Genomic DNA, 26,731 nt, shown 5'->3' with positions numbered 1-26,731 from the left:
GCCCTCCCGCTCGGGTACGAGCGTCACTTGCGGTGCCCGCCGTCCCCGGGCGGAGTCGTGCCGTCCGGGGACGGCGGAGTGGGCGGCGGCGTCCACGGCGTGCCGGGGTGCCCGTCGCCTCCGCTGCCGCTGTCGTGCTGTACGTCGGTGTCCATGCCGGCCTCCTTGCCGTCGTTGCTGCGACCGCTTCGACGGTAGGGAGCGGGCGGGGGCGGGCTCAATGCGATTGCGGACGATTGCGGGGAATCACCCGAGGGCGCCGAGCATCGCGTCATTCAGCGTTTTCGCCTCCCGCTGCGCACTATTGACGGATCGTCGGTTTTGAGGGGAAGGTCGTGCCTTGCCGCACAACCGACTTGGCGCGGGAGGGTGTCATGACGCTACGGTTCGGTGGGGTCGATCCGAACACCGGCAAGGACGAGAGTCCGATGGTGTGGGTCGACGACGAGGAACGAGAACTGGTCGTCCAGGGCTACCGGCCCAGCAGCGACCTGTTGGCGGAGATCGGTACGACTGAGTGGGTTCCCGGTCATTCGATCGGCATCCCGGGCCACGAAAACGTGACGCGTATTCCACTGCGCATGGCAGGGATCATCAGAAAGGCGCTCGATGATGCAGAACGTGCCGGCCTTCTCTGAACTCCTGGCCGACACCAGGTACTCCGCGGTGCACCTGGAGATGCGTGATTCCTACGGCATCGCCAGTGAGGCTGCGGAGTTCGCGGAGTACGAGCGGACCGGTGTGCGTTCCGACCTGGATCCCGACGGCGAGGGCTGGTCCGACTGGGTGCCGATGATCCGGTCAGCCGTCGCCCGCGGTGTGGTGGTGCGCCGGGCCCGGATCGTGTCGGAACCGGTTTCCACGTACATCCGCTACGAGCACGCGGGCACGGTGGTCAACCTCGCGGCGGGCGAACAGGTTCGGTGGCTTCCACGCCGCCGTGCCTCCGATCTGGCCCTGCCCGGCAACGACTTCTGGCTGTTCGACGGCCGGGTCCTCCGGTTCAACCACTTCACCGGCGACGGGGCCTCCGGTGGGCCGGAGATGTGCGGGGACCAGGCCGTGGTGAAGCTCTGTGCGGAGGCGTTCGAGGCGGTCTGGGCGCGGGCTGTTCCGCACGAGCAGTACTTCGTCTGACCTCGGGACCGGAAGCGGTAGGAACCCCGTGCCCAACTCCCCGTCCTCCAGCGCCCAGGAGGCGCGCCTGGCTGTCGCCGCACGACTGCGCGAGATCATGCTGGACGCCGGACTGCAGGGGCGGGAACTCGCTGCCCGCTGCGGTTGGAACGCCTCCAAGACCTCCCGGATCGTCAACGCCAGGAGTTCGCCGACGGATTCGGACATCCGGGCCTGGTGCCGGGCCTGCGGCGCCGGCGATCAGGCCGAGGACCTGATCGCGGCGAACCGCTCCGTCGACTCCATGTACGTCGAATGGCGCAGACTCACCCGCACCGGACTGCGCAGGCTGCAGGAGTCCGCGGTGCCCCTCTACGAGCGCACACGTCACTTCCGCGCCTACTCGTCCCGGGTGGTGCCGGGCGTCCTGCAGACCGAGGCGTACGCGACTGCTCTGCTCGCCACGGTGGCCGACTTCCGGCGCACGCCCGATGACGTGGCCGAGGCGGTGCAGGCCCGACTGGCCCGCTCCCGGGTCATCCGCGAGGGCGGGCACCGTTTCGCCGTCCTGGTGGAGGAGGCGGTCCTGTACTACCGCCTCGGCAGCGTCGAAACGATGGCGGAACAGCTGGCGTACCTGCGGACGGCCATGGCACTGCCCGCCGTCTCGCTCGGGGTGATCCCGTTCACCGCGTCGCGCACCATGTGGCCGGTGGAGACCTTCAACGTCTTCGACGACCGGGAAGCCGGGGTGGAACTCCTGTCCGCCCAGGTGACGGTCACCGCACCGGGCGAAGTCGGTCTCTACGTCCGGGCGTTCGACAGGTTCAAGGACCGCGCGGTGTACGGTGCGCAGGCACGGGCCCTGATCTCCGGAGCGATCGACTTCCTCCGCTGACAGCCGCAGGACGTCCGACGCAGCCTCGCCCTCCGGGACCCCGGGGACAGGCGCCCACACGATCCAGGAAATCGCGTCCAGCAGGTCCGGGCCGGAGGCCCAGCCCTGTCCCTCCCCAGGGACTTCGACAGGCGGATCCTGACCGTTCGTCCCCGATGCCGGCCCGCGGGTGGCCGCGCTTGTCACTGCGGCTGCCTATGGTGGCCGTCGGTTCCGCCGGCCCCCGAGCCGGCCTCCACGGAGCCCCGGACGCCGCCGACTGCTGTCGGGCCCGGGGTGGACGGAAGGCCCGGGGGGCCGATCTCGGCGCGGGCGGACCGTACGAGGAGGGAGTGCGCGGTGTTCACGGCCTGGGCTGTTGTCGAGGAGAAGGACCGGGCCCGGTGGGAGTTCGACCCGCTCAAGGGGGTGGGCCCGCTGCGGTTCGGCATGTCGTACGACGACGTGCTGGAGACGCTCGACGGGTTCCTGGAGCCCTCCTCCAGGAGCACCAGCCACTACGGCCGGGTGCTGAGCGACGAGTTCTACTTCCCGGGAGCGCCCTACGAACCGGTCCTCACGCTCTACTACGACGCCGAACGCCTGGCGTGCGTGGTCGTCAACGCGCTGCGAGGCCCGCAGGTCGTCCTGGACGGGCTGCCGCTGGTCGGCCGCGTGCCGTCCGAACTCGAAAGCGAATTCACCGAGTACACGGCTGCCCACGGGCACGACCTGCGCTACAGCCAGGACACCTCTCCGGGCTCGGAGGCGCTCGGAGTGGTCCTGCGCGCCCAGCGTGCCGGGGACGTCATGCTGAGCCGGCCGATCTTCGTCGCCCCGATCTGGGCGGAGCGCTGTGGTGACACCTCGGAGGGTCCCGTTCCCGAAGCGGAGTGGCGCAGCCAGAAATGGTGACCGACGCGGACCGCCGTCCGGCACGGGGCGGCAGGCGGGAGGTGGGAGGCGGGAGTGTCGGCGGCCACGGCAGACGAATCCCGCGTGATCCGCCGCTGATCCGGGGTGGGCGGTCGAACGCTGCGGCAACAGGTCCAAGCAGCGGCGGGGGCCTGGGCATCCGCTACGCCAAGGCCGCCACCGGCTGCTTCGTTGCCGCCCTCCAGGTGAGGGCGGTTCAGATGGTGCCGAACGTGCCGGTGGCGGTGGCGGTGACGAAGGCGGCCCAGGTGGTGGGGGCGAACGTCAGGTGGGGGCCGCTGGGGTCCTTGGAGTCACGGACGTGGCCCGGGTGCGCGTCGTCGACCTCGATACAGGCTCCGCCATCGCCATTGCTGTAACTGCTCTTGCGCCAGCGGCGTTCGGTGGGCGCTTTGAGGGTGATGTGGGGCATCGGGCCAGTCCTTCCAGCGTGGTTCTGGTCGGGTGAGGGCGGTTCAGATGGTGCCGAACGTGCCGGTGGTGGTGGCGGTGACGAAGGCCGTCCAGGTGGTGGGGGTGAACTCCAGGTGGGGGCCGCTGGGGTCTTTGGAGTCGCGGACGTGGCCCGGGTGCGCGTCGTCGACCTCGATGCACCCGCCGCCGTCGGAGTTGCTGTAGCTGCTCTTGCGCCAGCGGCGTTCGGCAGTCTGCTTGAGGTCGTCATGAGCCATCGTGGGCTAGTCCTTCCAACTCGGCACTGATCACTCGCACGGACCCGGCCGTGGACAACGCTTGGGCCCTCAGCAGATCGTAGAGTGCCCTGCGTTCCGTGACCTCGCGGGTGTCTTCGAAGACCACCCCGGCCCGGGTGGTCTCCTCGTAGGCCACCTGTCGGCCGTCCTCCAGCCCGAGGAGCCACAACGACGAGGTCTCGGAGTGGATGCCGGCGGAGAAGGGGAGCACCTGCACCACGACGTTCGGGAGCCGGGCCGCCGCGAGGATGGTGCGCAACTGCTCGGCCATCTCGGCCCGACTGCCGACCTGGCGGCGGATCGCAGCCTCGTCGAGGATGAACCAGTACCGGCACTCCGAGCTGTTGTACATACGGACCTGCCGCCCGAGCCGCGCGCGTACTCGCTGCTCGACCTCTTCCTCCGGGCCGTAGGGGATGCCGGAGCGCAGGATGTGCCGGGCGGTCGCCTCGGTCTGGAGCAGGCCGTGGATGCCGGGGCTGTAGGACTCGTCCATCCTGGCCCTGTCGGCGAGGGCCAGGATCTCCCGATACTTCGCGGGGTGGTCCTCCTGCCGCGCCAGCGGCAGGAGCCGCATGAAGTGGCCGCCCGTCTCGAACACTCGGTCCAACTGCTCCGACAGGCCCTCGGGCACGCGGTGGTCGCCGCTCTCCACCCGGCTCAGCGTGGCGGTGGAGAAGTGCACCTCGGTGGTCAGGCGGACCAGGGACCAGCCCCGTTCCTCGCGGAGGCGGAGGACTTCGGAGCCGTAGAAGTGACGGGCGCTCAGGGTGGGATCCGGTCGTCGCTTCTGGAAGGCCATCGCTGCCCTCGCTTCCCCTTGACGTTGCACGCGTTGCACGCAATGAGCCTCCGGGGCACGCCGATTGCAGCCGCCGGGTGGAACGCGTCTCTCCTGTTCAGCGTAGCTCCGGTCCGCGACGCTTGGAGCACAGAACGTGACATTCGCGGATTGAGGAAACGGGCGGTGACCGCCATGGCCAACTCCCTGCTCGACCAACTGGCTCGGCAGGACCGGGCCTTCGCGCGCAAGGTGTGCGACGGCCTCCGGGAGGCGCTCGAAGCGGCCGGTCTCAGGCTGCCCTCGCTGGCGGTGGAACGGGCGGCCACCGGCGCGCACCTGGTGCAGCTCGGCGGCGTGACCCCGGACGTGGCAAGCGAGTTGGCGACGCTGATCTGGACGGGCGCGCCGTACGTGCGGGCCGTGCGGGGCGGGGAGTTCAGCCCGGCCCATCCGCTGCGGTGGTCGCCGGAGCCGGGCGAGTTGCTGGTCGAGGCGGCCACCGGCCGTCTCGGCGAGTTCTCCCGCCTCGACGAGCACGGCGCGCTGGTGCTCGTCCCGGCCGACGGAGGTGCGTCCTGGACGGTCGGTCGGTGCGCGGTGCGCCACCCCACCCGTACGGACCTCGCGCGGGCCGAGCCCGTCCGCCCCGAACCGTCCGCACCGACACCATCGAAGTGAGGAAGCAAGTGCTGTACACCGGACAGCCGTTGGGGGAGACCGACGTCCTCCACCGGTTCCTGCGCGGCAGGTTCACCGAGGCCGAGCGGGCCGCCGATCTGCTCGAACGGGCCTTCAGGGCAGCCGGGTTGGAACCGCCGCCCGGCCTGTCGCCGATCTACCGGGACGACGTGCTGCCGGAGTTCGGCGCCGTCGCGCTCGGCTGCGTCGGCCTGCCGTGGGTGCAGAATCTGGCCGAATCCCTGGTTGAACTCGCCTACCTGCGCGGCGAGTTGCCCGTACCGCCCCGCCCCTCCGTGCCGAGCCCCTCCGCGCTGGGCGCCGCCTCGTGAGCGACGCACTGCGGCAACGCGCCTGGCAGATCGCCGAACACCTCGCCAAGGCCGGCGGCGCGCAGGCCAGGCTGACCGCCGTCCCGGACGGTTACCGCGTCGAACTCGACCTCCTCCGCCCCGACGACGGCTCCGACAGCGGCCCGGACGACCACCGCGCCGTCCTCAACGCCCTTGCCCTCGGCGACCGTTGGGGGCACCGCTACTCGCCTCCCTCGCGCAACGGCGGCATCGCCCGCGAGACCGTCTGGAGCGAAGTCCACGAAGCCGACGAAGCTCACCGCTCCACGGCCGCCCGGCCCGACCGCTGAGCGGTCGGCTCAAGACGGGCCACCGCCCCCGAGGCAACGAGCTGGAACGCCTGCCCGCCGTCCAGCGGGGTGCCGTCGAGGTGCAGCCCGAAGGCGGCCGCGAGGACGACGGGGAGGTCGGCCTCGGGCACGGCGGTGCGCAACTCCGCGAGGACGCCGGGGAAGGCGTCGTCCTCGACGGCGCCCAGGTGTTCCTGGCGCAACCGGTGGACGATCTCCACCAGTTCGGGCCTGAGCCGCATCCAGGCGCGGGACGTCCGGACCTCGTCCGCGACCAGCTCCATGAACCAGCGCATGACCTCGTACGGGATGTCCAGGTGCTCGCCTCGGGGGTCGAAGCACACCGTCGGCTCGCGCGCCGGGTCCTCGTCGGGGACGACCGCGATCACCACGCTCCGTTGCCCCCGGACGAGGGTCAGTTCCAGGTACCAGGCGTCGTCGGGCACGGAGTACATCGTGGTGACCGCGTAGCCGCGGCCGGGGTGGGTGATCATCGTCCTCGGCCCTCCGGGTCGGTCGGCGGCGAACGGTGCCCCGCCGTCGGTCACCCGCCGATGCTCGCACGGTCCCACCCGCAGGACACGTGAATTCCCGACCGGCCGGGCCGACGGCGGTCAGCCGGTTCTGCCGAGGTGGATCACGACGATGGTGACCGTGGCTTCGGTGATCTCGTACATGACGCGGTAGCGGCCGACGTGCATGCGGCGGAGGTCCGGTGAGCCGTACGCGGAACTGCCGGGCGGGCGGGGGTAGTCGGCGAGGAGGTCGACGGCGTCCATGACCTGTCGTACTCCCTCGGGGTCGTCCTTGAGGAACCGGGCGGCGGCGTTGATGGCCGGTTCGTCCCAGGTGATCGTGAAGCTCAAGCGGGTGGTTCCATTCCGAGGCGGGCGCGCACCTGCTCGTGCGGCACGGCCGTGGTCTCCCCGGTGGCCTGCCGGGCTCGGTACTGGGCCAGGGCGAGGGCGTCTTCGAGGTCGGCCAACTCCTGGGGGTTGATGAGGACGGCGGCGGGCTGGCCGTGGTCGGTGATGGTGATGCGCTCGCGGGCGTGGGAGGCGCGCCGGACCAGCGACCCCAGGCAGGCGCGGGCTTCGGTGATGGGCAAGGTGTCACTCATGTACTGAACTGTACACTTTCTACATCTTCCGTACAGTGCTGCTGCCGGGCTCGGCGCTTTCCCGGCCTGGTCAGCACCTGGCCGCCCGGGCCCGGTGGAGGGCCTCGCGGGCCAGGGCGGCGCCGGTGCCCGGGGCGACGGGGGCGGGCGGCGGGGCCTGGGTGCAGCGGTGGCAGCGGCCGGGGCGGGGGACGGGGTCGTGGCAGGTGTCGCAGGTGGGCGCGGGCGCGGCCGGGGCGAAGGCGGCGGGGACCTTGTCGGTGAGGCGGCTGTACAGGAACCCGGCGGGGGAGTGGACGTGTTCCGGGAGGCCGGGGAGCAGGGCGGCGGCCAGGTCGGCCGGGTTGCTGCCCCGGTCGAACCACCCGGCCACCAGCGGGGCGAGCCGGACGGCCTCGGCCTCGCCGATCCGCAGGCGCGGCTCGTGGCGGACGACGCGCAGCAGGGTGTCGGCGGCGATGCGCGTCCGGTCGTCCAGGACGGGCGCGGCCGCGGCCGCGGCCGCGGGGGCGGGGCTGGGGGCGGGCCTGGTGGCGGGCGGTCGCGGCGCGGTGCGCGTCCGCTGGCGCGGGATCGCGGGCGGTTCGGCAGGGCCCCCGGCGGAGCCCTTGGCGGAGCCCCCGGCAGGCGGTTCGGGAGGGAAGGGAGGGAGGGGGGTTTCTTGCTTCCGTTCCTTTGTCTTTAGGGGCCCCCCGCGACCGGACTCCGGTTTCCCCGCAATCGGTGCGACCTGCAGCGATGGGAACTGCCAGGGCACATCGGTGACGTGCTGCACGGAGATGATGTGGCCCTTGGCGATCTGGACCGGGCGGACGATGTAGTAGCCGGCCTCGGTCAGTTCGTGCAGCCACCTGCGGACGCTGGTGAGGGTGTCGCGGGAGCGGCGGGCCATCTCCTCGGCGGGCATCCACTGGTTGTCGGGGAGGGAGAGCAGGAAGCAGAGCAGACCCCGGGGGCCGTTGCGGAGGCCGGAGCCCTGCAGGATCTGGTTCGGGAGGATCGTGAAGTTGCGCTTGTGAGGGCTACGATTGACGCGCATGGGAGTTCTGGCTCCTGTGTCGTGCCCCGGGGTGTTCCAGCACCGCCGGGGCGAATCTTTTCGGTTGACCTGCCGCGGAACGTAACATGCCGACTACGCTCCGCGCCAAGCGGTCAACGGAAAGTCACATTCTGACGATCTGATGCCCGAAAAAGCATCAACTTCGTTCAGGGTGGCGCCCGGTCGGGGGGCGCCCGGTCGGGTGGCAGCGCGTCAGGGGCGTTCGTGTCAGCGGCCGTTCGTGGTCGTGCGGTGCCTAGCATCTGGCCGAAACGGGTGCCTGGCGGAGGGTGGACGGCGATGCGGCGGAGCGCGGCGGGAATCTGGACGGTCCTGGTGCTGCTGGCCACCTGCTGGACCTGGTCATGGCCCGCCCCGGCCGGGGCGGTGGCGCCGAGCGCGCCGTTCGCCGCGTACCAGTACGGCACCGACGGCTGCCTGGAGGTCGGCGTCCGCGACGGCCAGCCCAAGCCGTACGCCGCGCCCGCCGGGTACGACCCGACGGCCGGCTACCCCGCGTTCGGCTACGACCCGGCCGCGCTCGGCTTCACCGTCGCCGGCGGCACCAACGCCTGCCGGTACAAGTTCTACGACAAGAACCCGCGCACCGACCCGAGCGCCGTCTACATCGCCTCCGGCTACTGCGTGCAGTACGCCGCCGGGCAGCTCTCCGGCACCGGCTACGACCCGCAGGACACCGCGCCGGTCCGAGGCGCCGGCTACGTCCGGCGCATCCTGGCCGCGTACTGGCCCAACAGCGACCTGCCCGCCGTGCCCGGCGCCGCCAACCCCACGGTGGCCAACCGGCAGCGCTCCGGGGCCGTCGCGATGGCGATCCACTGGTTCACCGACGGCATCGTCATGCCGCCCGACTACCAGGTGCCCGCGCTGTACGACTCGGTCAAGCAGGTCGTCGACGGCGCCCTCGCCGCCGGCCCGCTCGCCCCGCCCGCCGACCCGACGCCGACCATCGCCGGCCCCGCCGGCGGCGACGCCCAGCAGCTGGTCGGGCCGTTCACCGTCGGCGCGAACGCGGTGGGGCCGGTGACCGTCCGGATCGACGGCACGGGCGTCGCCGCGTACACCGACGCCGCCGGGACGGTGCCCTTCACCAGCGGCGACACCCTCCCGCCCGGTGGGCGGCTGTGGCTGCGCGGGCCCGCCGGGCAGGCCGTGCTGCACACCGAGGGGCCGGTGCCGGCGGAGATCGGGACGTACCTGGCCGGCGACCCCGCCGTGCGGGTGCAGTCGATGATGCTCGCCACCGCCCTCACCCTCACCGGCAAGTCCGAACGGACCGTCACTCTGACGCCCGGCGACCCGCCCCGCGTCACCAGCCGGGTCTCCGCGGCCGTGCTCACCAGCGGCGCCCCCGTCTCCGACGCCTTCGACGTCGCCGGGCTGCGCGGCCCCGCCACGCTCACCGCCACCCTGTACGGGCCGCTGCCCGTCCCCGGCGGTGCGGACGGCGACTGCGGGCAGGCCGGGTGGGGCGGCACCGGACTGCCCGTCGACGCGGTCTACGACCCCGTCCCGCTCACCGGCGACGGCCGGGTCACCCTCCCCGACCGGACCACCGGCACGCCCGGCTGCTACTCCTTCGGGGCCCGGCTGCAACCCGAGGGCGCAGACCCGGTGGACCTGACGCCCGGCGACCCGGCCGAGACCTTCCGGGTCGACCCGCGCGTCCCGCCGCCCGTCCTGACCCTCACCACCCGGGCCTCCGCGACCACCCTCCCGGCCGGCCGGGAGGCCACCGACACCCTCACCGTCACCGGCGTCACCGCCGGGAGCACCGTCCACCTCGAACCCACCCTGTACGGCCCGCTCGCCCCGGCCCCCGGCGGCGGCTGCGCCGGACTCGACTGGACCGCCCCCGACCTTCCCGTCGCCGCCCGGCTCGCCCCGCACGACCTGACCGCCGACGGCTCGGTCACCACCGAACCGGTCCGGCTCACGGCGGCCGGCTGCTACAGCTTCGACACCGTCATGACCCACGACGTCCTGACCGGCGGCCAGGAACCGGTCGGACACGGCATCGGAACCCCCGAGGAGACCCTCCTGGTGCAAGCCGCGCCCGGACCCAGCCCCTCCCCGAGCCCGACGCCGAGCCCCAGCCCGAGCCCGACGGCAAGGCCGGTGCCCCCACTGCCCGACACCGGGGCGGACGAGGCCGGCGCACTGCTGGTCGGCGCGCTCGCGTTGCTGGTACTGGGCTCGGTGGCACTGGCCGTCACCCGGCGCAAGTGATCACCCCCCGTTCCGCGTCCCGTCCGCTCTCCGCCGCAGCCGGCCTTCGCACCGTCGGCGCCCACCGGGCGCCGGGCGCCGCCGGGGTGCCGTCGGTCAGGGCGGCGTGTCGTCCCGGGAGCCTCCGGCAGTGCGGCCGCACCCGGTGTCACGCTGGGCATCCGGCTGCTCACTGATGGCGACAGCCGTTCGGCCGGTCCGCGCCGGTGCGTGGCGGGCCCGTAGCCGAGGAGCCGAGGAGCCGAGGAGTCGATCGATGTTCAGCGGGAAACCCAAGTGGAACGCCGTGGCAGCCGCGGCGGTACTCGCGCCCGTGGCCCTCGCCACCGGCGCCCGGGCCGACGCCGGTGGCGCGTTCCACGCCGAGGCCGCCTGCGCCGCGACCTGCACCGTCAACGTTCCCGCGGGGTACTCCGTCCACGTCCGGCTGTGGGGCGCCGGGGGCGGCGGGGGCGGCAGGGCCGCCCGGCCGGGCGGCGGTGGTGCCGGTGGATACACCGACACCGTCATGAAGGTCGGCGGCAACCCGGGTGGCGTCGTCCCGGTGACGGTCACCATCGGGCGGGGCGGGGCGGCCGGAACGGCGGAGAACCAGACCGGCGGTACCGGCGAGGACACCTCGGTGACCGTCAACGGCGTCACGGCGTACGCCTCCGGCGGCACCGGCGGCTCGCCGACCGCCGCGGGCGCGGGCGGCGCAGGCAGCGCCGTCCCCTACACCGCGAACCCGGACGAGGGGGACTCCGGAGGCGGATTCGTCGCAGTCGGGGGCAACGGCAAGAGGAACGACGAAAGCCTCCAAGGGGGCGCTCCCGCCGTCGCCCCCCCGGCGTCGCTGCCCCCGGCCGCCGGCAGCGGAGGCAGGGGCGGACAGGTCAGGGGAGACGCCGGCAACAGCGGTGCCGCGCTCATCGACTGGTGACCGCGCCCGGGAGGTCACGGCGTGCACCCGATCCGCCGGGGGCACGCGACGGCCGGCGGCGCGCCGGCGCCACCGGCCGGGACGCCGACCCGAGGCCGGTGCCGGCACGCCGGCCGGTCGTTCGGGGGGCCGGCGGCATCGGACGCTCCACCGGGTCCGGGGCGCCGCCGCCCACCACAAGGCGGGCAGCCGGGTGCCGTCCCGATACGGTGTGGGCCATGGCGGAAACCACCTGCGGCCTGCACCTGTTCTGGGACGAGGCAGAGACCGGATACGACTTCGGCCCCGGGCACCCGATGGACCCGACGCGGCTCGCGCTGACGATGCGGCTGGTCGAGTCGCTCGGCCTGACCAGGCAGCCGTCGGTGACGGTGCGCTCGGCGCCGCCCGCCGGGGAGTCGACGCTGCGGCTGGTGCACACCGCCGAGTACGTGGCCGCGGTGAAGCGGGCCGCCGCCGACCCGGCCGCGGTGGACGACGCGCACGGGCTGGGGACGGACGACAACTGGGCGTTCCCGGGGCTGCACACCGCCTCCGCGCTGATCGCCGGGCAGTCGGTGGCCGCCGCCGAGGCGGTGTGGCGCGGCGAGACCCCGCACGCCGTCAACTTCGCGGGCGGGCTGCACCACGCGCTGCCCGGCCGGGCGTCCGGGTTCTGCGTCTACAACGACCCGGCGCTCGCCATCGCCCGGCTGCTCGAACTCGGCGCCGAACGGGTCGCCTACGTCGACGTGGACGTCCACCACGGCGACGGCGTGCAGCAGGCGTTCTGGAACGACCCCCGGGTGCTGACCGTCTCGCTGCACGAGAGCCCCGCCACGCTGTTCCCGCAGACCGGCTGGGCCACCGAGACCGGCGGCCCGGACGCCGAGGGCAGCGCCGCCAACCTGCCGCTGCCCGCCGGGACGGGCGACGCCGGGTGGCTGCGCGCCTTCCACGCCCTGGTGCCGGAACTGCTGGCCGCGTTCCGCCCGCAGGTGATCGTCAGCCAGCACGGCGCCGACACCCACGTCGAGGACCCGCTCGCGCACTTCGCCGTCACCGTCGACGCCCAGCGGATCATCGCCGAGGCCGTCCACCGCCTCGCCCACGAGCACGCCGGCGGCCGCTGGATCGCCACCGGCGGCGGCGGGTACGCGGTGGTCGACGTGGTGCCCCGCACCTGGACGCACCTGGTCGCCACCGCCGCCGGGCACCCCGTCGACCCGGCCACCGAGACCCCCGAGGAGTGGCGCGCCGAGACCTACCGGCTCACCCGCCGCCCCGCCCCGCTGCGGATGACCGACGGCGCCACCCCGCGCTGGTCCGACTTCCAGGACGGCGGCTACGACCCCGCCGACCGCCTCGACCAGGCGATCCTGGCCGCCCGCCGGGCCGTCCTGCCGCACCACGGGCTGATCCCGTGACCGCCGCCCGGACCGCCCGGATCGACCGCGACGAGCTGCGCGACTACCTGGTCAAGCACCGGCTGGCCGGCCCCGAGGTCCCGACGCCCCGGCAGAACAACCTCCGGCACTACCGGCTGTTCGCCCAGGGCGACCCCCGGACGCTGATGGGCCTCGACCCGCTGCCCCGCCGCGACGAGGCCGCCGTGCTGGAGCTGATGGCCGACCGGGTCGGCGTGAACCCCGACCCGCGCCACCTGCACGGCCCGGACTCCATCGACCCCGACCGCACCCTCGACGCCCTGGACCGGCTCGCCGCCCTGCTGCGCCGCACCGCCGACCGGCGCGGCAGCGTGCTGGCCGGCACCGGCCACCCCACCAAACTGGCCGACTTCCACCGCGCGCTGTCCGAGGCGCTCGAGGCGGCCGGCTGCACCGTGCACACCCCCGCGCGGGGTGCGCGCTTCCGCGAGCCCACCCCCGGGGGCGAGCGCCCCCGCTACCTCGACGTGCTCGACGGCGTCCTGGTGGTGCGCGCCCTGGACGGCCCCGACGGGCCCGGCCGCCCCGGCCCCGGCGACCTCGCGCACACCCACTCCCCGCTGCCCGTCCGGCTCGCCCTGACCGCCCTCGCCGACGCCGGGCACCCCCCGCCCGACCTGGTGCTGGGCGACCACGGCTGGCTGTGCGGCGCGGGCCGCCTCGGCATTCCCACCGGGGGCGTCGCCGACTGCAACGACGTCGCCCCGTTCGCCGCCGAGGCGGACGGCCTGGTCGAGGTGGTCGTCCCGCTGGAGGACGGCTCCGCGCCCAGCTGCTACGTTCCGCTGAGCGACTACGTACTGCAACGGGCGGATCTCGCACCGTACAACAGGTGACGGCCCCCCTCTTCCCACCCGTACCACGCATAACTACTCTGGGGATACACGTGTGCCGGTGGAGTCACCGGAGGGGAAGCCGGTGCCTTGCACACGGGTAAGGGTCGGGTGATGGGTCATGAGTTCCGGCGAGCGTCCCCTGCAGGATGTCGTCTTCCTGACCGTGGCCGAGGTCGCCTCGGTGATGCGGGTCTCGAAGATGACGGTCTACCGCCTCGTGCACAGCGGAGAGCTTCCGGCCATCCGGGTCGGCCGCTCCTTCCGGGTGCCCGAGCAGAAGGTGCACGAGTACCTCCAGGAGTCCTACGTGCGGCTGGAGAGCGCGTAGGCCGGAGCCCCACCGGGGCACCGATTACGGCAAACGCGAGGTGGACGGTAGGCTAGGCCCTCCGTCAGTCGTATGGACTCCCGTCTCTCACGGGCGCGGGTCCGAGTGAGCGAGGAAATTCCGTGGGCTCTGTCATCAAGAAGCGTCGCAAGCGTATGGCCAAGAAGAAGCACCGCAAGCTTCTGAAGAGGACCCGCGTCCAGCGTCGTAACAAGAAGTAACACCGTTCGGCGCCGTCCTCGCTCACGCGGGGGACGACCCCGCACACGCGTTCAGCGACGCAGGTAGAACTGGCGCCGACGGTGTGCCACTGCCCGCCCCAGGGAGAAATCCCCGGGGCGGGCAGTGGCGTTTCCGCCCCCGTGACCTCCGCGCGGTACGGTGCAGACCAGGGTGGGCATCCAGGGAGGTCGGGGCAACGTGGGCAAGGTCGTGCTCGTCACCGGCGTGGCGCGCCCGCTCGGCGCGCGGTTCGCCGAACGGATCTCCCGGCACCCCGAGGTGGACCGGGTGGTCGGCGTCGACGCCGCCCCGCCGCCGGCCGACCTGCCGTTCGGCGTCCGCTACACCCAGGTCGACCCGCGCCGCCCCGCGATCGCCCGGGTGATCGCCGAGCACGAGGTCGACACCGTCGTGCACCTCAACGTCACCGCGCTGGGCCACGGCGGCCGCACCGCGGTGAAGGAGAGCAACGTCATCGGCAGCATGCAGCTGCTCGGCGCCTGCCAGCAGGCCCCCGGACTGCGCCGCCTGGTCGTCAAGTCCACCACCGCCGTCTACGGCTCCGCGCCCCGCGACCCGGCCGTGTTCGGCGAGCGCACCCAGCCCAAGGCGCTGCCCCCCGGCGGCTTCGCCCGGGACGCCGCCGAGGTCGAGGGCTACGCCCGCGGCTTCGCCCGCCGCCGCCCCGACGTCGCCGTCACCGTGCTGCGCTTCGCCAACATCCTCGGCCCGGACGGCGACACCCCGCTCGCCGCGTACTTCCGGCTCCCCGTGCTGCCCACCGCCTTCGGCCACGACCCCCGGCTCCAGTTCGTCCACGAGGAGGACGCCCTGGAGGTGCTCCGGCTCGCCGCCCTCGGCGCGCCCCCCGGCACCTACAACGTCGCCGGGGACGGCGTCCTGCTGCTCTCCCAGTGCGCCCGCCGACTCGGCCGCCCCACCGTCCCGCTGCTGCGCCCCGCCCTCGGCCTGGTCGCGCAGCTGGCCCGCCGACTCGCCGCCCCCGCCGACCGGGCCTTCTCCCAGGAACAGCTCCAACTCCTCACCCACGGACGGGTGGTGGACACCGCCCAGCTCCGCGAGAAGTTCGGCCACACCCCGCGCTGGACCACCGCCGAGACCTTCGCCGACTTCGTCGCGCACACCTCCGCCGGGCCGATCCCGCCCGAGCGGCTCACCGCCGTCACCGACCGGATCGCCGGCCTGCTCGACGACCGCCACCCCGCCCAGCACCCCACCCAGCACCAGGAGACGAGGCCGCGATGACAGCAGCCCGGGAACCCGCCGACCCGGCGGCCAAGGTCATCCCGATCGAATCCGCCCCCAGCTGGAACGGCCCCGAACCCCGCCCCGGCCTCGCCGACCGGATCGCCGACGGCGTCGGCACCGCCCTCGCCGGACAACTCGGCGCCACCGCCACCCGGATCCTCGGCAAGGGCTGGGAGGAACGCGCCACCAACGGCCTCGGCTTCCTGCGCCGCCGCCTCACCGGCGACTACGAGGTCGACGACTTCGGCTTCGACGAGGAGCTCACCGAGGAGGTCTTCCTCGCCCTGCTCCGGCCGCTCGCCGAGAAGTACTTCCGGATCGAGGTCCGCGGCACCGAGCACATCCCCGCCGAGGGCGGCGTCCTCATCGTCGCCAACCACTCCGGCACCATCCCGCTGGACGCCCTGATGACCCAGGTCGCCGTCCACGACCACGCCGACCGGCACCTGCGGATGCTCGCCGCGGACCTGGTCTTCGTCCTCCCCGTGGTCAACGAACTGGCCCGCAAGGCCGGACACACCCTCGCCTGCAACGAGGACGCCCAGACCCTGCTGGAACGCGGCGAGGTCGTCGGCGTCTGGCCGGAGGGCTTCAAGGGCATCGGCAAGCCCTTCTCCGAGCGCTACAAGCTCCAGCGCTTCGGGCGCGGCGGCTTCGTCGCCTCCGCGCTGCGGGCCGGGGTGCCGATCGTGCCCTGCTCGATCGTCGGCGCGGAGGAGACCTACCCGATGATCGGCAACTTCAAGAGCCTGGCCCGGCTGCTCGGCCTGCCCTACGTCCCGATCACGCCCACCTTCCCCTGGCTCGGCCCGCTCGGCGCGATCCCGCTGCCCACCAAGTGGACCATCCAGTTCGGCGAGCCGATCCCCACCGACAGCTACCCGAAGGACGCGGCGGAGGACCCGATGCTGGTCTTCAACCTCACCGACCAAGTCCGGGAGACCATCCAGCACACGCTGTACAAGCTGCTGGTGCAGCGCCGTTCCGTCTTCGGCTGAGTGAGACGAAGCCGGGGGCGCGGGGAACTGCGCGGCCGAGCGAGCACGCACAGCAAGATCGCGAAGCAGGACAACGACTTGTACTGTCCCGCGATCTCGCCGACGTGCTCCCTCTGCTGCGCGCAGTTCCCCGCGCCCCGGTGCTGCGCTTCTCTCAGTTGAGCGTCAGCCCCGGCAGCAGGCCCGGGATGAGCGGCGGGATGGTGACACCCTGCCCGGTGTCCGCCGGGGGCGCCGCGGGGGAGCCGGCGGGGGCGGGGGTGCTGCCCGCCGCCGGGGCGGCGGAGCCGGAGGGCGCGGGGGAGGCCCCGGAGCCGGTCAGGCCGTTCAGCAGGTCGCCGAGGCCGCCCGCGGTGGGCGCGCTGGGTGCCGCGCTGGCCCGGCCGGAGGGCGCGGTGGCCGGGCTGTGGCCGCCGCTCGCGCCGGCGGACGTGCCGGTGCCGGGGAGCAGCGGCTGCCGGTCGGTGCCCGTGCCGGCGGAGGAACTCCCGCCGTCGGTGCCGGTGCCGCCGGTGGCCGCCCCGCTGCCGCCGCTGCCGCCCTGGCCGGGGACCTGCTCCAGCCCGAGCGGCGCGACGTCCTCGCTTATGTCGTCGAAGAGCCGGTCGACCTTGGACGCCTGGGTGCTCAGCCCGGACGGCAGCTTGGACTGCAGGGCCGTCCAGCGCTGGTCCTCCCCGGCGAAGCCGGCGAGCTGGCGCATCGGGGCGAGCGAGCCGTCGTTGCGGTAGACGGCGCGCAGCAGGTCGCGGCCGCGCAGGGCCTCGGCGTGCATGTCGTCGAGCGCGCGGCGGACCTGCTCCACCGTGGCGGGGCTGAGCGCGGCCGGGCCGTTGGCGCGGTCGAGCAGGGTCTGCGCCTCGTCGAGGCGGGTGGACGCCTGCTGGAGCAGCAGCGCGCCCCGCTCGGTGTCGTCGTCGGCCCAGTCGAGGCGGAGCCCCTCGAGGCCGCGCTTCATGCCGTACAGGGCGTCCCCGGGGAGGGCGTTGGTGGAGGCCGCGGCGGCTCCGGCGAGGCCCCCGACGGCAACGCCGGCGACCAGGCCGCCGATCGCGAGGCGGCGGCCCCAGCGGACCCGGCGCACCCGCCGGTCGCGCTGGACGGGGAGGACCGCGGTGGGCGCGCCGCCGGCCCACTCCTGCTCGAACGCGGCCATCAGCTGGGCGCGTTGGACCGTCCGCGTCTCGGCGGCGAGCTCGGGGGCGGGGATCGCACCGAGCGCGTCGGCCATGGCGAGGAGCTCGGTCATGGCGGCGGAGCCGGCCCGGTGCGAGCCGCTGCTCCGGTGGTCACTCTGGTGGGCCTCCAGCGCCTCGGCGAAGGACTTCGCCCGCCGGTGCTCCAGCACGTTTGCCGTCACGGGCCACACCTCCCTTCGTCGTTTTCGACACCGTGGCCCGCCGGTTGGTTGTCCCGACAGGCCGAAACCACACCATCGGGTGACAGCTTGGGTTCCCACTTGACTGCGGGCCCGGTGGCGGATTGCACGCTGGCCAACGAGCGGTGTCGGGAGTCGGTTACGCACGACCCCCCTGGCGTATTAAGCAGAGCAGATGACCGCCCCGTCACCCGGACGTGCATGTGCCCGGGGCGGGTTGACGGTCCGTCGGACGCCGGGGGCGGCGGCGACGGTCTGTGGGCTATCGCGTCCACGGTCGGCGGATCACCGGGCGTCCGGCGGCAGCAGGCGGGCCAGCGTGCGCACCGCCCGGTACTGCAGCGTCTTGATGGCGCCCTCGTTCTTGCCCATGATCCGGGCCGTCTCGGCGACCGAGAGCCCCTGCAGGAAGCGCAGCGTGACGCACTCCTGCTGCTGCGGGTTGAGCCGGCGCACCGCGTCCAGCAGGGCGGCGTTGGAGAGCGACTCCAGCACCGACTCCTCGGGGCTGCGCTCGCACTCGTTGGAGTCCAGCATCTCGCCGGTGGTGACCTCCAGCCGGAACCGGCTGGACTTGAAGTGGTCGGCCACCAGGTTGCGGGCGATGGTCACCAGCCAGGCACCGAAGTCGCGGCCCTGCCAGGTGAAGGTGCCGATCCGGCGCAGCGCGCGCAGGAAGGTCTCGCTGGTCAGGTCCTCGGCGGTGGCCCGGCTGCCGACCCGGTAGTAGATGTACCGGTAGACGGTGTCGGCGTAGCGGTCGTAGAGCCGCCCGAAGGCTTCGCTCTCGCCGTTCTGGGCCCGCTCGACCAGCTCCACCACCGGGTTGTGCTCGGTGTCGTAGCCGGGGCCGGCGGGCGCGCTGCGGGAGCGGCCGCGGGTGCCGGGGGCGGGCACGGTGCGGCCGCGGGTGCCGGTGGCCGGCGCGGCGCCCGCGGCGGAGCCGGTGGCCGGGCCGGCGGGCGAGCCGGTGGTGGTCGAGCGCAGCAGCGGCGCGGCGAACGCGGCGGGGGCGGGCGCGGCGAACGCGGCCCCGGCCACCGCGGGCTGCGGGGCGGGGACGATCAGTTCGAACTCGCGGATCGCGGCCCACAGCCGTTCCAGGCGCACACCGCGGCGCAGAGTGGCGGTCGACGGGCGGGAGGTGGCTGGCGCGTCGTTCCGGACGGGTGGGTACACGGGACTCCCAGAGGCAGAACTGTGGACGGATCACCTCCGCCTGTGCGGAGAGCACGCCGCACTGGCCACCCGTCACGGGGACGTTCGGGTGGGGTGCATCCAGGAGAGAATAACGCTTTGTGCAATGACAGCTACACCGCGTGGTCGAAGTGGTCGGTTGAGGTCCACTTCTTGCGCATATTCACCTGTCGGTGACCGGAGTTGGCGCCATCCACCCGGCTCAATGTGACCACTTGTGCACATCAGGTGACCGAACACCGGTGCGCGGGCCCGGTTTCCCCGCTATCCGCGGTCCCAACCCATGACTTTGGCCGACTGGCGAACGATCAGTTCCGGTCAGGGCCGGACGTTCTCGAACCAGCTGCCGCCCGGGGCGGGTTCACCCCCGCTGACGTGCCACGACCACCCGCCGGAGGGCGTGTCGGCGGCGCCGGGTTGACGGCCCCGCCCGGACGCGGGCGTCAGGCCCGCTGCCGCCGGCGCACCGCGACCGCCGCCGCGGCCGCCCCCGCCAGCACGCCGAGCCCGGCCGCCGCCGGGACGCCGATCCGGGCCGCCTTCCGCCCGGTCCGGAAGTCCCGCACCCGCCAGCCCATCGCCCGCGCGTGCCGGCGCAGCGCCCCGTCCGGGTTGATCACGTACGGGTGGCCGACCAGGCTCAGCATCGGGATGTCGTTGGCCGAGTCGCTGAACGCCGCGCAGCGCGCCAGGTCCAGCTGCTCGCGCCGGGCCAGCGCCTGCACCGCGGCCGCCTTGGCCGGGCCGTGCAGCATCCCGCCGACCAGCCGGCCGGTGTACTCGCCGTCCCGGGTCTCCGCGACGGTGCCGAGCGCGCCGGTCATGCCCAGCCGGCGCGCGATCAGCCGGGCCACCTCCTGCGGGGCGGCCGTCACCAGCCACACCCGCTGCCCGGCGTCCAGGTGCATCTGCACCAGCGCCCGCGTCCCCGGCCAGACCTTCTCGGCCAGCACCGGCTCGAAGATCTCCTCGCAGATCCGCTCCAGGTCCGCGGTGCGCTTGCCCGCGACCAGGCCCAGCGCGCTGTCCCGGGCGTCGGCGATGTGGTCCGGGTTCTCCGCGCCGCGCAGCCGGAACGCGGCCTGCTGCCAGGCGAAGCGGGCCAGGTCGCGGCGGGAGAAGAAGCGCCGCCGGTACAGCCCGACCCCGAGGTAGAAGATCGCCGCCCCGCGCAGGATGGTGTTGTCGCAGTCGAAGAACGCGGCCGCCCGAACGTCCCCGGGCACCGGCGTGTGGTCGTCCTCCGGCGGCTTCGCGTCCCCGGCCGGGAGCCCGCCCTCGGCGGCATCGGCCGCGGCCTCGCCCGCCAGGGCGGTCCGATCGTCGGTGGAACGCCTTGACTGGGTGAGCCTTCGCAGCGCGGCCATACGCCGAGCATAGCCAGCACGGCCGACCGGGCCCGTGTCGGCGGAGTGCCGCCACCGTGAACGCGCGGCGGCACAATGGGCCGGTGAGCCTGCTGCGACGCGCGAAGAAGAACCCCGCCGACACCACCGTCACCCTGATCGGCAAGCCCGGCTGCCACCTGTGCGAGGACGCCCGCGAGGTCGTCCTCAAGGTCACCGCCGAACTGGGCGTGTCCTTCGAGGAGAAGGACATCCTCCAGGACCCGGCCCTGTACGAGCAGTACGCCGAGCAGATCCCGGTGACCCTGATCGACGGCCGCCAGCACGACTTCTGGCGGGTGGACGAGACGCGCCTGCGCAAGGCACTGAGCTCCTAGCGGAGAGCCCCACCAGAGGCCCGGGGAACTCTTCGGCAGACGAGCATGCACCGGACAGGGGCTCGGGGGACTGTCGGTGGACGGGCATGCACCACCAGGGGGCCGGGGGACTGTCGGTGGACGGGCATGCACCACCAGGGGGCCGGGGGACTGTCGGCGGACGGGCATGCACCACCAGGGGGCCGGGGGACTGTCGGCGGACGGGCATGCACCACCAGGGGCCCGGGGGACTGTCGGCGGACGGGCATGCACCACCAGGGGCCCGGGGAACGGCGGGTCCGTGCTGCTGGTGGCCGGAGCCCATCGGAGGTTGAGGCTGCTGCGTGTCTGTGACAGAACCAGAAGCCGATGCGCGCTCCGGCAGTGAACCTCTCGCAGACTGGGCCTCGCCGTTCCCCGAGCCCCTGGTTTTGCCTCCCTCCGTTCTTGCCGAGCCCCTGGTTTCGCCTCCCGTCGTGGCGTTGCTTCGTGAACGTTCGATGAAGATCGCCCTAGGAGTTCCTCACTTCTCGGCTTACGATCGAACGGTTTCCGTGTCCGCCGGGGGCTGTGCAAGAGGAGGGCGCGATGAACGGCTATGCCGTCGTCGACGTCGAGGCCACCGGTCGTAGCCCCTGGCGGCACCGGGTGGTCGAGGTCGCCGTGGTGCAACTGGACGCCGGGCTGCGGATCGAGCGCGAGTTCACCACGCTGGTGGACCCGGGCGGGCCGGTCGGGCCGACGCACGTGCACGGGATAGCGCAGGAGGACGTCCGCGGGGCGCCGCGGTTCCGGCAGATCGCGCCGTGGCTGCTGGAGCTGCTGGCCGACCGGGTGCTGGTGGGCCACCACGTGACCTGCGACCGGGCGTTCCTGGAGCGCGAGTTCGCGCGGATCGGGGTGGTGCTGCCCCCGGTGCCGCTGCTGTGCACGATGCGGATGGCCCGCCGGCTGCTGCCGGAGGCGGGCGGTTTCGGGCTGTCCGCGTGCGTGGACGCGGCCGGGCTGGGCTGGTTCCCGGCGCACACCGCGCTGGGGGACGCGCTGGCGACGGTGGAACTGCTGCGGCACTGCCGGCGGACGGGGTGCACCGAGGTGCCGCTGCCGGTGCGGCCGTCGGTGCCGTGGCCGCGGCTGGGCCCGGCCCGTCCGGCGGGCTCCGGGGAGGGGGGTCCGCTGCTGCGCCGGGTGGCGCCGCTGGGGCCCTGGCCGGCCGGGGTGGAGGGGCCGCGGGCGCTGATCGGTTCGGCGGGTTACGAGTGATGCGTGTCACTGTTCGGGGACAAATCGGACACCATCTTTGTGCACACGTTCACAAACGCATAGCCTGGCGGTCCAAGCCCAGCTTCACCCGCAGGAGCAACGTGGCAATCGGCCGACCCTCACCCAGCAGTTCGCAGACGCCCGACCAGGGCGCCGCGCGCAGGTCCTCGCGTGCGCGGGGCATCCCGGAGGCGACCGTCGCCCGCCTCCCGCTCTACCTGCGGGCGTTGACCGCGCTCTCCGAGCGCTCGGTCCCCACCGTCTCCTCCGAGGAGCTGGCCGCCGCCGCCGGGGTGAACTCCGCGAAGCTCCGCAAGGACTTCTCCTACCTGGGCTCCTACGGCACCCGCGGCGTCGGGTACGACGTGGAGTACCTCGTCTACCAGATCTCCCGCGAGCTGGGCCTCACCCAGGACTGGCCGGTCGTCATCGTCGGCATCGGCAACCTGGGCCACGCCCTCGCCAACTACGGCGGTTTCGCCTCCCGCGGGTTCCGGGTAGCCGCGCTGCTGGACGCCGACCCGAACGTGGTCGGCAGCACCGCGGCCGGCCTGCCCGTGCGGCACATGGACGAGCTGGAGGAGATCGTCGCCACCCAGCACGTCTCCATCGGCGTGATCACCACCCCGCCCGGCGCCGCCCAGCAGGTCTGCGACCGGCTGGTGGAGGCCGGCGTGACCAGCATCCTGAACTTCGCCCCGACCGTGCTGACCGTGCCGGACGGGGTGGACGTCCGCAAGGTCGACCTGTCGATAGAGCTGCAGATCCTCGCCTTCCACGAGCAGCGCAAGGCCGGCGACGAGCCGTCCGCGGGCGACTCGGTGCTCGACCGCGCCCCCGGGCCGGTCCGCGCCGCGGCCGCCAAGCTGCGCCGGGCCGCCGGCGGCGGCAAGGCCGAGCAGGCGAAGACCGCCCCGGCGAAGACCGCGCCGGCCGCCAAGGGCGGTCCGGACGACGACCTGTCCGCGGTGATGCCGGCGTGAGCACGAACATCCGTCACGACGAGGTGGGGGCATGAGTCTTCTGGTAGTCGGTCTGAGCCACCGGACCGCGCCGGTCGGCGTGCTGGAGCGCGCCGCGCTCACCGGCCAGACCCCGACCCGGCTGCTGCACGACGCGGCCGCCTCGGCGACCGTCGGCGAGGCCGCGCTGGTCAACACCTGCAACCGGATCGAGCTGTACGCCGACGTGGACAAGTTCCACGCGGGCGTCGCCGAGCTGTCCCAGCTGCTCGCCGGGCACAGCGGCGTCGACCTGGACGAGCTCACCCCCCACCTGTACGTGCACTACGAGGACCGCGCCGTCCACCACCTGTTCTCGGTGGCCTGCGGCCTGGACTCGATGGTCGTCGGCGAGGGCCAGATCCTCGGCCAGCTGCGCGACGCGCTGGCCAAGGCGCAGGAGGAGCACACCGCGGGCCGCGGCCTGAACGAGCTGTTCCAGCAGGCCCTGCGGGTCGGCAAGCGCGCCCACAGCGAGACCGGCATCGACCGGGCCGGGCAGTCGCTGGTCACCTTCGGCCTGGAGCAGGTCGCCGCCGGGGCCGGCCCGATCGCGGGCAAGCGCGCCCTGGTGGTCGGCGCGGGCTCGATGAGCTCGCTGGCCGCCGCCACCCTGGTCCGCTCCGGCGTCACCGACCTGCTGGTCGCCAACCGCACCCCGGCCCGCGCCGAGCGGCTGGTGGAGATCCTCGGCGGCGCCGCCCGCACCCTGGACCTCGCGAAGGTCCCGCAGGCGCTCGCCGACGTCGACCTGGTGATCTCCTGCACCGGCGCGGCCGGCACGGTGATCGACGCCCCCGAGGTCGCCGCCGCGCTCGCCCTGCGCACGGCCCCCGAACCCCTCGCCTTCCTCGACCTGGCCATGCCCCGGGACGTCGACCACGCCGTGCGCGAGCTGGACGGCGCCCTGCTGGTCGACCTGGAGAGCCTCTCGCACGCGCACGCCGCCACCCCCGGCGCCGGCGACGTGGACGCCGTGGCGACCATCGTCGCGGACGAGGTCACCGCCTTCGGCCAGGCGCAGCGCGCCGCCCGGATCGCCCCGACCGTGGTCGCCCTGCGCGCCATGGCCTCCGAGGTGGTCAGCAGCGAACTGGCCCGCCTCACCTCCCGGCTGCCGGACCTGGACGAGCGCTCCAGCGCGGAGATCTCGCAGACCGTGCGCCGGGTGGTCGACAAACTGCTGCACGCCCCCACCGTCAAGGTCAAGCAGCTCGCCGCCGAACCCGGCGGGGCCTCCTACGCGGAAGCCCTGCGCGAACTGTTCGACTTGGACCCGGCGGCAGTGCACGCTGTCTCCGGCACCCCGATCGGCGCCCAGGCGGGGTCCTCGATCCCGCCGGGCGGCATCCCCACCGCCCAGGCCGCCGTCACCCAGGCCCCCACCGACCGGGCCGCAGCAGTCCCGCCCGCCGGAGCAACCAGATGAACACCCCGTCAGCCCCCCAGCACGACCAGGACGATCTCCTCATGAATGGTCAAGAGACAGTGACGCCGCTGCGCCTCGGCACCCGCCGCAGCGCCCTCGCCATGGCCCAGTCGGGCATGGTCGCGGAGGAGGTGGCCAAGGTCACCGGCCGCCGGGTCGAACTGGTCGAGATCACCACGTACGGCGACGTCTCCCGCGAGTCGCTGGCCCAGATCGGCGGCACCGGGGTGTTCGTCTCCGCCCTGCGCGACGCCCTGCTGGAGGGCCGGATCGACCTGGCCGTCCACTCGCTCAAGGACCTGCCCACCGCCGCCCCCGCCGGGCTGCTGCTGGCCGCCGTCCCCGAGCGCGAGGACGTCCGGGACGCGCTGGTCGCCCGCGACGGCCTGACCCTGGCCGAGCTGGTCGCCAAGTCCGACGGCCGCACCGTCAAGGTCGGCACCGGCTCCCCGCGCCGGATGGCCCAGCTCAACGCCTGGGCCCGGGCCCGCGGCGCCGACCTGGAGACCGTGCCGATCCGCGGCAACGTGGACACCCGGATCAACTACGTCACCTCCGGCGAGCTCGACGCCGTGGTGCTGGCCACCGCCGGCCTCAACCGGCTCGGCCGCGCCGCCGAGATCACCGAGCACCTCGACACCGCGCTGATGCTGCCCGCCCCCGGGCAGGGCGCGCTCGCCGTCGAGTGCGTCGACCCGACCCTGGCCGCCGTCCTGGCCCGGCTCGACCACCGCCCCACCCGGGCCGCCGTGGTCGCCGAGCGCGCCCTGCTCGCCACCCTGGAGGCCGGCTGCTCCGCCCCGGTCGCCGCGCTGGCGACCTGGGCCGGCACCGAACTGCGCCTGGACGGCGTGGTCGGCACCACCGACGGCGTCGAACTGCTCAACATGTCCGCCACCGGCCCGCTCGTCCCCGACGAGACCGCCGAGGAGCAGGCCGCGGCCCTGGGCCGCGCCCTGGCCACCAGGCTGCTCGACACCGGAGCGGCCGACCTGATGGGGGAGCGCGCCCGATGACCGCCGCCGGATTCCACCCGCCCGCAGGGCGTTGCACCTTCCTCGGCGCCGGCCCCGGCGACCCCGGGCTGCTCACCCTGCGCGCCGTCGACGTGCTCGGCACCGCCGACGTGCTGATCGCCGACCCGCTGACCGCCGCCGCGGTCCGCACCCACTGCCCCAGCGGCGTCCAGGTCATCGACCCGGCCGACGCGGGCAAGGAGCTCGCCGACCTGGCCGCCGACGCGGTCAAGGCCGGCCGCCACCTGGTCCGCACCGTCGACGGCGACCCCGGCCTGGACGGCTGCGCCGCCCAGGAGATGCTGCGCTGCGCCAAGGCCGGCGTGCCGTTCGAGGTCGTCCCGGGCGTCGCCCAGTCGGTGGGCGTGCCCGCCTACGCGGGCGTGCCGCTGCGCGGCGGCCAGGGCGCGGACGTCCGCTTCGTGGACGCCGAGGCACTGCTGGCCGGCCAGGTCGTCGACCTGGGCGCGCCGGAGACCACCCTGGTGGTGCGCACCACGCTGGGCCAGCTGCCCGCGACCGCCAACTCGCTGGTGGCGCACGGCCGCAAGCCCGACGCGGCGCTCTCCGCGACGCTGTCGGGCACCACCACCCGGCAGCGCACCTTCACCTCCACGCTGGCCACCATCGCCGCCGACCTGAAGGCCGCCCGGGTGCTGCCCTCGCCGGTCTCCGCCCCGGTGGACCCGGCGACCTCGGTGATAGCCGTGGTGGGCGAGCAGGTCGCCCACCGCGCCTCGCACTCGTGGTTCGAGACCAAGCCGCTGTTCGGCTGGAACGTCCTCGTCCCGCGCACCAAGGAGCAGGCCCACGGCCTGTCCGAGCAGCTGCGCTCGTACGGCGCGGTGCCGCAGGAGGTGCCGACCATCGCGGTCGAGCCGCCGCGCACCCCGCAGCAGATGGAGCGGGCCATCAAGGGCCTGGTCACCGGCCGCTACGAGTGGATCGCCTTCACCTCGGTCAACGCCGTCAAGGCCGTCCGGGAGAAGTTCGAGGAGTACGGCCTGGACGCCCGTGCGTTCGCCGGGATCAAGGTCGCGGCGGTCGGCGAGACCACCGCGCAGGCCCTGGTCGACTTCGGCGTCAAGCCGGACCTGGTGCCCTCCGGCGAGCAGTCCGCCGCCGGGCTGCTGGAGGACTGGCCGCCGTACGACCCGGTGTTCGACCCGATCGACCGGGTGCTGCTGCCGCGCGCCGACATCGCCACCGAGACCCTGGTGGCCGGCCTGGTCGAGCTCGGCTGGGAGGTCGACGACGTGACCGCGTACCGCACGGTGCGCGCCTCGCCGCCGCCGGCCGAGACCCGGGAGGCGATCAAGGGCGGCGGCTTCGACGCGGTGCTGTTCACCTCCTCCTCGACCGTGCGGAACCTGGTCGGCATCGCCGGCAAGCCGCACAACGTGACCGTCATCGCCTGCATCGGCCCGGCCACCGCCAAGACGGCGGAGGAGCACGGCCTGCGGGTCGACGTGATGGCCCCGGCCCCGTCCGCGTCGGCGCTCGCCCAGGCGCTCGCCGACTTCGGGGCCAACCGCCGGGACACCGCCACCGCGGCGGGCGAGCCGGTATACCGGCCGAGCGAGCGCCGCCCCGGCTCGCGCCGCAAGG

Annotated in this window: 32 protein-coding genes; 21 read left to right on the top strand and 11 right to left on the bottom strand. The window is 73.7% G+C overall.

The window, feature by feature from the left end; translation table 11 throughout:
- Positions 1-23: 23 nt before the first annotated feature.
- Complete coding sequence (locus ACFUEL_RS09570; protein WP_380235494.1) at positions 24-155, bottom strand: hypothetical protein; 132 nt, start codon at positions 153-155, stop codon at positions 24-26.
- A 219-nt stretch (positions 156-374) separates the two neighbouring features.
- Here ACFUEL_RS09570 and ACFUEL_RS09565 point away from each other — a divergent pair, with 219 nt between their 5' ends.
- From ACFUEL_RS09565 to ACFUEL_RS09550, 4 genes are all read left to right on the top strand, one after another.
- On the top strand, positions 375-638 hold the full coding sequence (locus ACFUEL_RS09565) for a hypothetical protein (protein WP_380235493.1): 264 nt from the start codon (positions 375-377) through the stop codon (positions 636-638).
- Positions 610-1,137, top strand: coding sequence for a DUF6879 family protein (locus tag ACFUEL_RS09560; protein WP_380235492.1), 528 nt, complete (start codon positions 610-612; stop codon positions 1,135-1,137). The genes ACFUEL_RS09565 and ACFUEL_RS09560 overlap by 29 nt, the downstream gene beginning before the upstream one ends.
- Before the next feature lie 28 nt (positions 1,138-1,165).
- Positions 1,166-2,014, top strand: a complete 849-nt coding sequence (locus ACFUEL_RS09555; protein ID WP_380235491.1) for a helix-turn-helix domain-containing protein — start codon at positions 1,166-1,168, stop codon at positions 2,012-2,014.
- A 339-nt stretch (positions 2,015-2,353) separates the two neighbouring features.
- The gene (locus ACFUEL_RS09550; protein ID WP_380235490.1) at positions 2,354-2,908 is read left to right on the top strand and encodes a hypothetical protein; all 555 of its coding nucleotides are present in this window, start codon (positions 2,354-2,356) and stop codon (positions 2,906-2,908) included.
- 217 nt (positions 2,909-3,125) lie between these two features.
- Here the strand turns inward: ACFUEL_RS09550 and ACFUEL_RS09545 are convergent, their stop codons facing one another.
- The 3 genes from ACFUEL_RS09545 to ACFUEL_RS09535 are packed head-to-tail and all read right to left on the bottom strand — an operon-like array spanning position 3,126 to position 4,423.
- Positions 3,126-3,341: a DUF397 domain-containing protein gene (locus tag ACFUEL_RS09545; RefSeq protein ID WP_380235488.1), complete on the bottom strand. Its 216-nt coding sequence runs from the start codon at positions 3,339-3,341 to the stop codon at positions 3,126-3,128.
- Between the two features lie 43 nt (positions 3,342-3,384).
- On the bottom strand, positions 3,385-3,600 hold the full coding sequence (locus ACFUEL_RS09540; protein ID WP_380235487.1) for a DUF397 domain-containing protein: 216 nt from the start codon (positions 3,598-3,600) through the stop codon (positions 3,385-3,387).
- Positions 3,590-4,423 carry a Scr1 family TA system antitoxin-like transcriptional regulator gene (locus ACFUEL_RS09535; protein WP_380235486.1) on the bottom strand — a complete coding sequence of 278 codons (834 nt, stop codon included), beginning with the start codon at positions 4,421-4,423 and terminating at the stop codon, positions 3,590-3,592. Before ACFUEL_RS09535 ends, ACFUEL_RS09540 begins: the two co-directional genes overlap by 11 nt.
- A gap of 165 nt (positions 4,424-4,588) precedes the next feature.
- Here ACFUEL_RS09535 and ACFUEL_RS09530 point away from each other — a divergent pair, with 165 nt between their 5' ends.
- Genes ACFUEL_RS09530 through ACFUEL_RS09520 form a run of 3 tightly spaced genes read left to right on the top strand, consistent with a single transcriptional unit; the run spans position 4,589 to position 5,726 of the window.
- Positions 4,589-5,083, top strand: coding sequence for a hypothetical protein (locus tag ACFUEL_RS09530; protein ID WP_380235485.1), 495 nt, complete (start codon positions 4,589-4,591; stop codon positions 5,081-5,083).
- Positions 5,084-5,091: 8 nt separating this feature from the next.
- Positions 5,092-5,415, top strand: coding sequence for a hypothetical protein (locus tag ACFUEL_RS09525; protein ID WP_380235484.1), 324 nt, complete (start codon positions 5,092-5,094; stop codon positions 5,413-5,415).
- Positions 5,412-5,726, top strand: a complete 315-nt coding sequence (locus ACFUEL_RS09520) for a hypothetical protein (RefSeq protein ID WP_380235483.1) — start codon at positions 5,412-5,414, stop codon at positions 5,724-5,726. The genes ACFUEL_RS09525 and ACFUEL_RS09520 overlap by 4 nt, the downstream gene beginning before the upstream one ends.
- On the opposite strand, the gene ACFUEL_RS09515 is transcribed toward ACFUEL_RS09520, so the two are convergent.
- The 4 genes from ACFUEL_RS09515 to ACFUEL_RS09500 all read right to left on the bottom strand — a co-directional run bounded on the left by ACFUEL_RS09515 (position 5,693) and on the right by ACFUEL_RS09500 (position 7,885).
- Positions 5,693-6,220: a hypothetical protein gene (locus ACFUEL_RS09515; RefSeq protein WP_380235482.1), complete on the bottom strand. Its 528-nt coding sequence runs from the start codon at positions 6,218-6,220 to the stop codon at positions 5,693-5,695. The two genes, ACFUEL_RS09520 and ACFUEL_RS09515, sit on opposite strands and share 34 nt — an antisense overlap.
- Before the next feature lie 120 nt (positions 6,221-6,340).
- Positions 6,341-6,592: a type II toxin-antitoxin system RelE/ParE family toxin gene (locus ACFUEL_RS09510; protein WP_380235481.1), complete on the bottom strand. Its 252-nt coding sequence runs from the start codon at positions 6,590-6,592 to the stop codon at positions 6,341-6,343.
- Complete coding sequence (locus ACFUEL_RS09505) at positions 6,589-6,846, bottom strand: type II toxin-antitoxin system Phd/YefM family antitoxin (protein ID WP_380235480.1); 258 nt, start codon at positions 6,844-6,846, stop codon at positions 6,589-6,591. Before ACFUEL_RS09505 ends, ACFUEL_RS09510 begins: the two co-directional genes overlap by 4 nt.
- A gap of 70 nt (positions 6,847-6,916) precedes the next feature.
- Positions 6,917-7,885 carry a helix-turn-helix domain-containing protein gene (locus ACFUEL_RS09500; RefSeq protein WP_380235479.1) on the bottom strand — a complete coding sequence of 323 codons (969 nt, stop codon included), beginning with the start codon at positions 7,883-7,885 and terminating at the stop codon, positions 6,917-6,919.
- 276 nt (positions 7,886-8,161) lie between these two features.
- Here ACFUEL_RS09500 and ACFUEL_RS09495 point away from each other — a divergent pair, with 276 nt between their 5' ends.
- The 8 genes from ACFUEL_RS09495 to ACFUEL_RS09460 all read left to right on the top strand — a co-directional run bounded on the left by ACFUEL_RS09495 (position 8,162) and on the right by ACFUEL_RS09460 (position 16,137).
- On the top strand, positions 8,162-10,135 hold the full coding sequence (locus tag ACFUEL_RS09495; protein WP_380235478.1) for a hypothetical protein: 1,974 nt from the start codon (positions 8,162-8,164) through the stop codon (positions 10,133-10,135).
- Positions 10,136-10,391: 256 nt separating this feature from the next.
- On the top strand, positions 10,392-11,057 hold the full coding sequence (locus ACFUEL_RS09490; protein ID WP_380235477.1) for a hypothetical protein: 666 nt from the start codon (positions 10,392-10,394) through the stop codon (positions 11,055-11,057).
- Between the two features lie 218 nt (positions 11,058-11,275).
- Entirely contained in the window at positions 11,276-12,463 is a 1,188-nt protein-coding gene (locus tag ACFUEL_RS09485) for an acetoin utilization protein AcuC (RefSeq protein WP_380235476.1), read from the top strand.
- Positions 12,460-13,320, top strand: a complete 861-nt coding sequence (locus ACFUEL_RS09480; RefSeq protein ID WP_380235475.1) for a phosphatase — start codon at positions 12,460-12,462, stop codon at positions 13,318-13,320. Before ACFUEL_RS09485 ends, ACFUEL_RS09480 begins: the two co-directional genes overlap by 4 nt.
- A gap of 118 nt (positions 13,321-13,438) precedes the next feature.
- A complete protein-coding gene (locus ACFUEL_RS09475; RefSeq protein ID WP_014136488.1) occupies positions 13,439-13,648 on the top strand; it encodes a helix-turn-helix domain-containing protein in 210 nt (69 codons plus the stop codon).
- 122 nt (positions 13,649-13,770) lie between these two features.
- Positions 13,771-13,869, top strand: coding sequence for a 30S ribosomal protein bS22 (locus ACFUEL_RS09470; RefSeq protein ID WP_003948845.1), 99 nt, complete (start codon positions 13,771-13,773; stop codon positions 13,867-13,869).
- 199 nt (positions 13,870-14,068) lie between these two features.
- Positions 14,069-15,136, top strand: coding sequence for an NAD-dependent epimerase/dehydratase family protein (locus tag ACFUEL_RS09465; protein ID WP_380235474.1), 1,068 nt, complete (start codon positions 14,069-14,071; stop codon positions 15,134-15,136).
- Entirely contained in the window at positions 15,133-16,137 is a 1,005-nt protein-coding gene (locus ACFUEL_RS09460) for a lysophospholipid acyltransferase family protein (RefSeq protein WP_380235473.1), read from the top strand. Before ACFUEL_RS09465 ends, ACFUEL_RS09460 begins: the two co-directional genes overlap by 4 nt.
- A 154-nt stretch (positions 16,138-16,291) precedes the next feature.
- Here the strand turns inward: ACFUEL_RS09460 and ACFUEL_RS09455 are convergent, their stop codons facing one another.
- The 3 genes from ACFUEL_RS09455 to ACFUEL_RS09445 all read right to left on the bottom strand — a co-directional run bounded on the left by ACFUEL_RS09455 (position 16,292) and on the right by ACFUEL_RS09445 (position 20,079).
- A complete protein-coding gene (locus ACFUEL_RS09455; protein ID WP_380235472.1) occupies positions 16,292-17,497 on the bottom strand; it encodes a DUF5667 domain-containing protein in 1,206 nt (401 codons plus the stop codon).
- Between the two features lie 303 nt (positions 17,498-17,800).
- A complete protein-coding gene (locus ACFUEL_RS09450; RefSeq protein ID WP_380235471.1) occupies positions 17,801-18,694 on the bottom strand; it encodes an ECF subfamily RNA polymerase sigma factor, BldN family in 894 nt (297 codons plus the stop codon).
- A 461-nt stretch (positions 18,695-19,155) separates the two neighbouring features.
- Positions 19,156-20,079: an HAD family hydrolase gene (locus ACFUEL_RS09445; RefSeq protein ID WP_380235470.1), complete on the bottom strand. Its 924-nt coding sequence runs from the start codon at positions 20,077-20,079 to the stop codon at positions 19,156-19,158.
- A gap of 89 nt (positions 20,080-20,168) precedes the next feature.
- Here ACFUEL_RS09445 and ACFUEL_RS09440 point away from each other — a divergent pair, with 89 nt between their 5' ends.
- The 6 genes from ACFUEL_RS09440 to ACFUEL_RS09415 all read left to right on the top strand — a co-directional run.
- A complete protein-coding gene (locus tag ACFUEL_RS09440; protein ID WP_380235496.1) occupies positions 20,169-20,435 on the top strand; it encodes a glutaredoxin family protein in 267 nt (88 codons plus the stop codon).
- Between the two features lie 567 nt (positions 20,436-21,002).
- On the top strand, positions 21,003-21,677 hold the full coding sequence (locus ACFUEL_RS09435) for an exonuclease domain-containing protein (RefSeq protein ID WP_380235469.1): 675 nt from the start codon (positions 21,003-21,005) through the stop codon (positions 21,675-21,677).
- A 107-nt stretch (positions 21,678-21,784) separates the two neighbouring features.
- Positions 21,785-22,660, top strand: a complete 876-nt coding sequence (locus ACFUEL_RS09430) for a redox-sensing transcriptional repressor Rex (protein WP_380235495.1) — start codon at positions 21,785-21,787, stop codon at positions 22,658-22,660.
- Positions 22,661-22,691: 31 nt separating this feature from the next.
- Entirely contained in the window at positions 22,692-24,107 is a 1,416-nt protein-coding gene (locus ACFUEL_RS09425) for a glutamyl-tRNA reductase (RefSeq protein WP_380235468.1), read from the top strand.
- Between the two features lie 41 nt (positions 24,108-24,148).
- Positions 24,149-25,123: a hydroxymethylbilane synthase gene (hemC, locus tag ACFUEL_RS09420; RefSeq protein ID WP_380235467.1), complete on the top strand. Its 975-nt coding sequence runs from the start codon at positions 24,149-24,151 to the stop codon at positions 25,121-25,123.
- Positions 25,120-26,731: uroporphyrinogen-III synthase (locus ACFUEL_RS09415; RefSeq protein ID WP_380235466.1), on the top strand; the 1,612-nt coding region annotated here is incomplete at its 3' end. The genes hemC and ACFUEL_RS09415, both read left to right, overlap by 4 nt.

Origin of the sequence: Kitasatospora sp. NPDC057198, from assembly GCF_042670125.1 — a bacterium.
Classification (GTDB): domain Bacteria; phylum Actinomycetota; class Actinomycetes; order Streptomycetales; family Streptomycetaceae; genus Kitasatospora.
Note: the sequence above shows the minus strand (reverse complement) of the source record. Positions and strands in the feature narration are given on the sequence as shown.

Bases quoted from the DNA above. Each gene is read 5' to 3' on its own strand.
- hemC (WP_380235467.1), top strand. From the start codon at position 24,149: ATGAATGGTCAAGAGACAGTGACGCCGCTGCGCCTCGGCACCCGCCGC.
- ACFUEL_RS09565 (WP_380235493.1), top strand. From the start codon at position 375: ATGACGCTACGGTTCGGTGGGGTCGATCCGAACACCGGCAAGGACGAG.
- ACFUEL_RS09425 (WP_380235468.1), top strand. From the start codon at position 22,692: ATGAGTCTTCTGGTAGTCGGTCTGAGCCACCGGACCGCGCCGGTCGGC.
- ACFUEL_RS09485 (WP_380235476.1), top strand. From the start codon at position 11,276: ATGGCGGAAACCACCTGCGGCCTGCACCTGTTCTGGGACGAGGCAGAG.
- ACFUEL_RS09435 (WP_380235469.1), top strand. From the start codon at position 21,003: ATGAACGGCTATGCCGTCGTCGACGTCGAGGCCACCGGTCGTAGCCCC.
- ACFUEL_RS09545 (WP_380235488.1), bottom strand. From the start codon at position 3,341: ATGCCCCACATCACCCTCAAAGCGCCCACCGAACGCCGCTGGCGCAAG.
- ACFUEL_RS09490 (WP_380235477.1), top strand. From the start codon at position 10,392: ATGTTCAGCGGGAAACCCAAGTGGAACGCCGTGGCAGCCGCGGCGGTA.
- ACFUEL_RS09535 (WP_380235486.1), bottom strand. From the start codon at position 4,423: ATGGCCTTCCAGAAGCGACGACCGGATCCCACCCTGAGCGCCCGTCAC.
- ACFUEL_RS09560 (WP_380235492.1), top strand. From the start codon at position 610: ATGATGCAGAACGTGCCGGCCTTCTCTGAACTCCTGGCCGACACCAGG.
- ACFUEL_RS09445 (WP_380235470.1), bottom strand. From the start codon at position 20,079: ATGGCCGCGCTGCGAAGGCTCACCCAGTCAAGGCGTTCCACCGACGAT.
- ACFUEL_RS09515 (WP_380235482.1), bottom strand. From the start codon at position 6,220: ATGATCACCCACCCCGGCCGCGGCTACGCGGTCACCACGATGTACTCC.
- ACFUEL_RS09505 (WP_380235480.1), bottom strand. From the start codon at position 6,846: ATGAGTGACACCTTGCCCATCACCGAAGCCCGCGCCTGCCTGGGGTCG.
- ACFUEL_RS09475 (WP_014136488.1), top strand. From the start codon at position 13,439: ATGAGTTCCGGCGAGCGTCCCCTGCAGGATGTCGTCTTCCTGACCGTG.
- ACFUEL_RS09570 (WP_380235494.1), bottom strand. From the start codon at position 155: ATGGACACCGACGTACAGCACGACAGCGGCAGCGGAGGCGACGGGCAC.
- ACFUEL_RS09500 (WP_380235479.1), bottom strand. From the start codon at position 7,885: ATGCGCGTCAATCGTAGCCCTCACAAGCGCAACTTCACGATCCTCCCG.
- ACFUEL_RS09540 (WP_380235487.1), bottom strand. From the start codon at position 3,600: ATGGCTCATGACGACCTCAAGCAGACTGCCGAACGCCGCTGGCGCAAG.
- ACFUEL_RS09460 (WP_380235473.1), top strand. From the start codon at position 15,133: ATGACAGCAGCCCGGGAACCCGCCGACCCGGCGGCCAAGGTCATCCCG.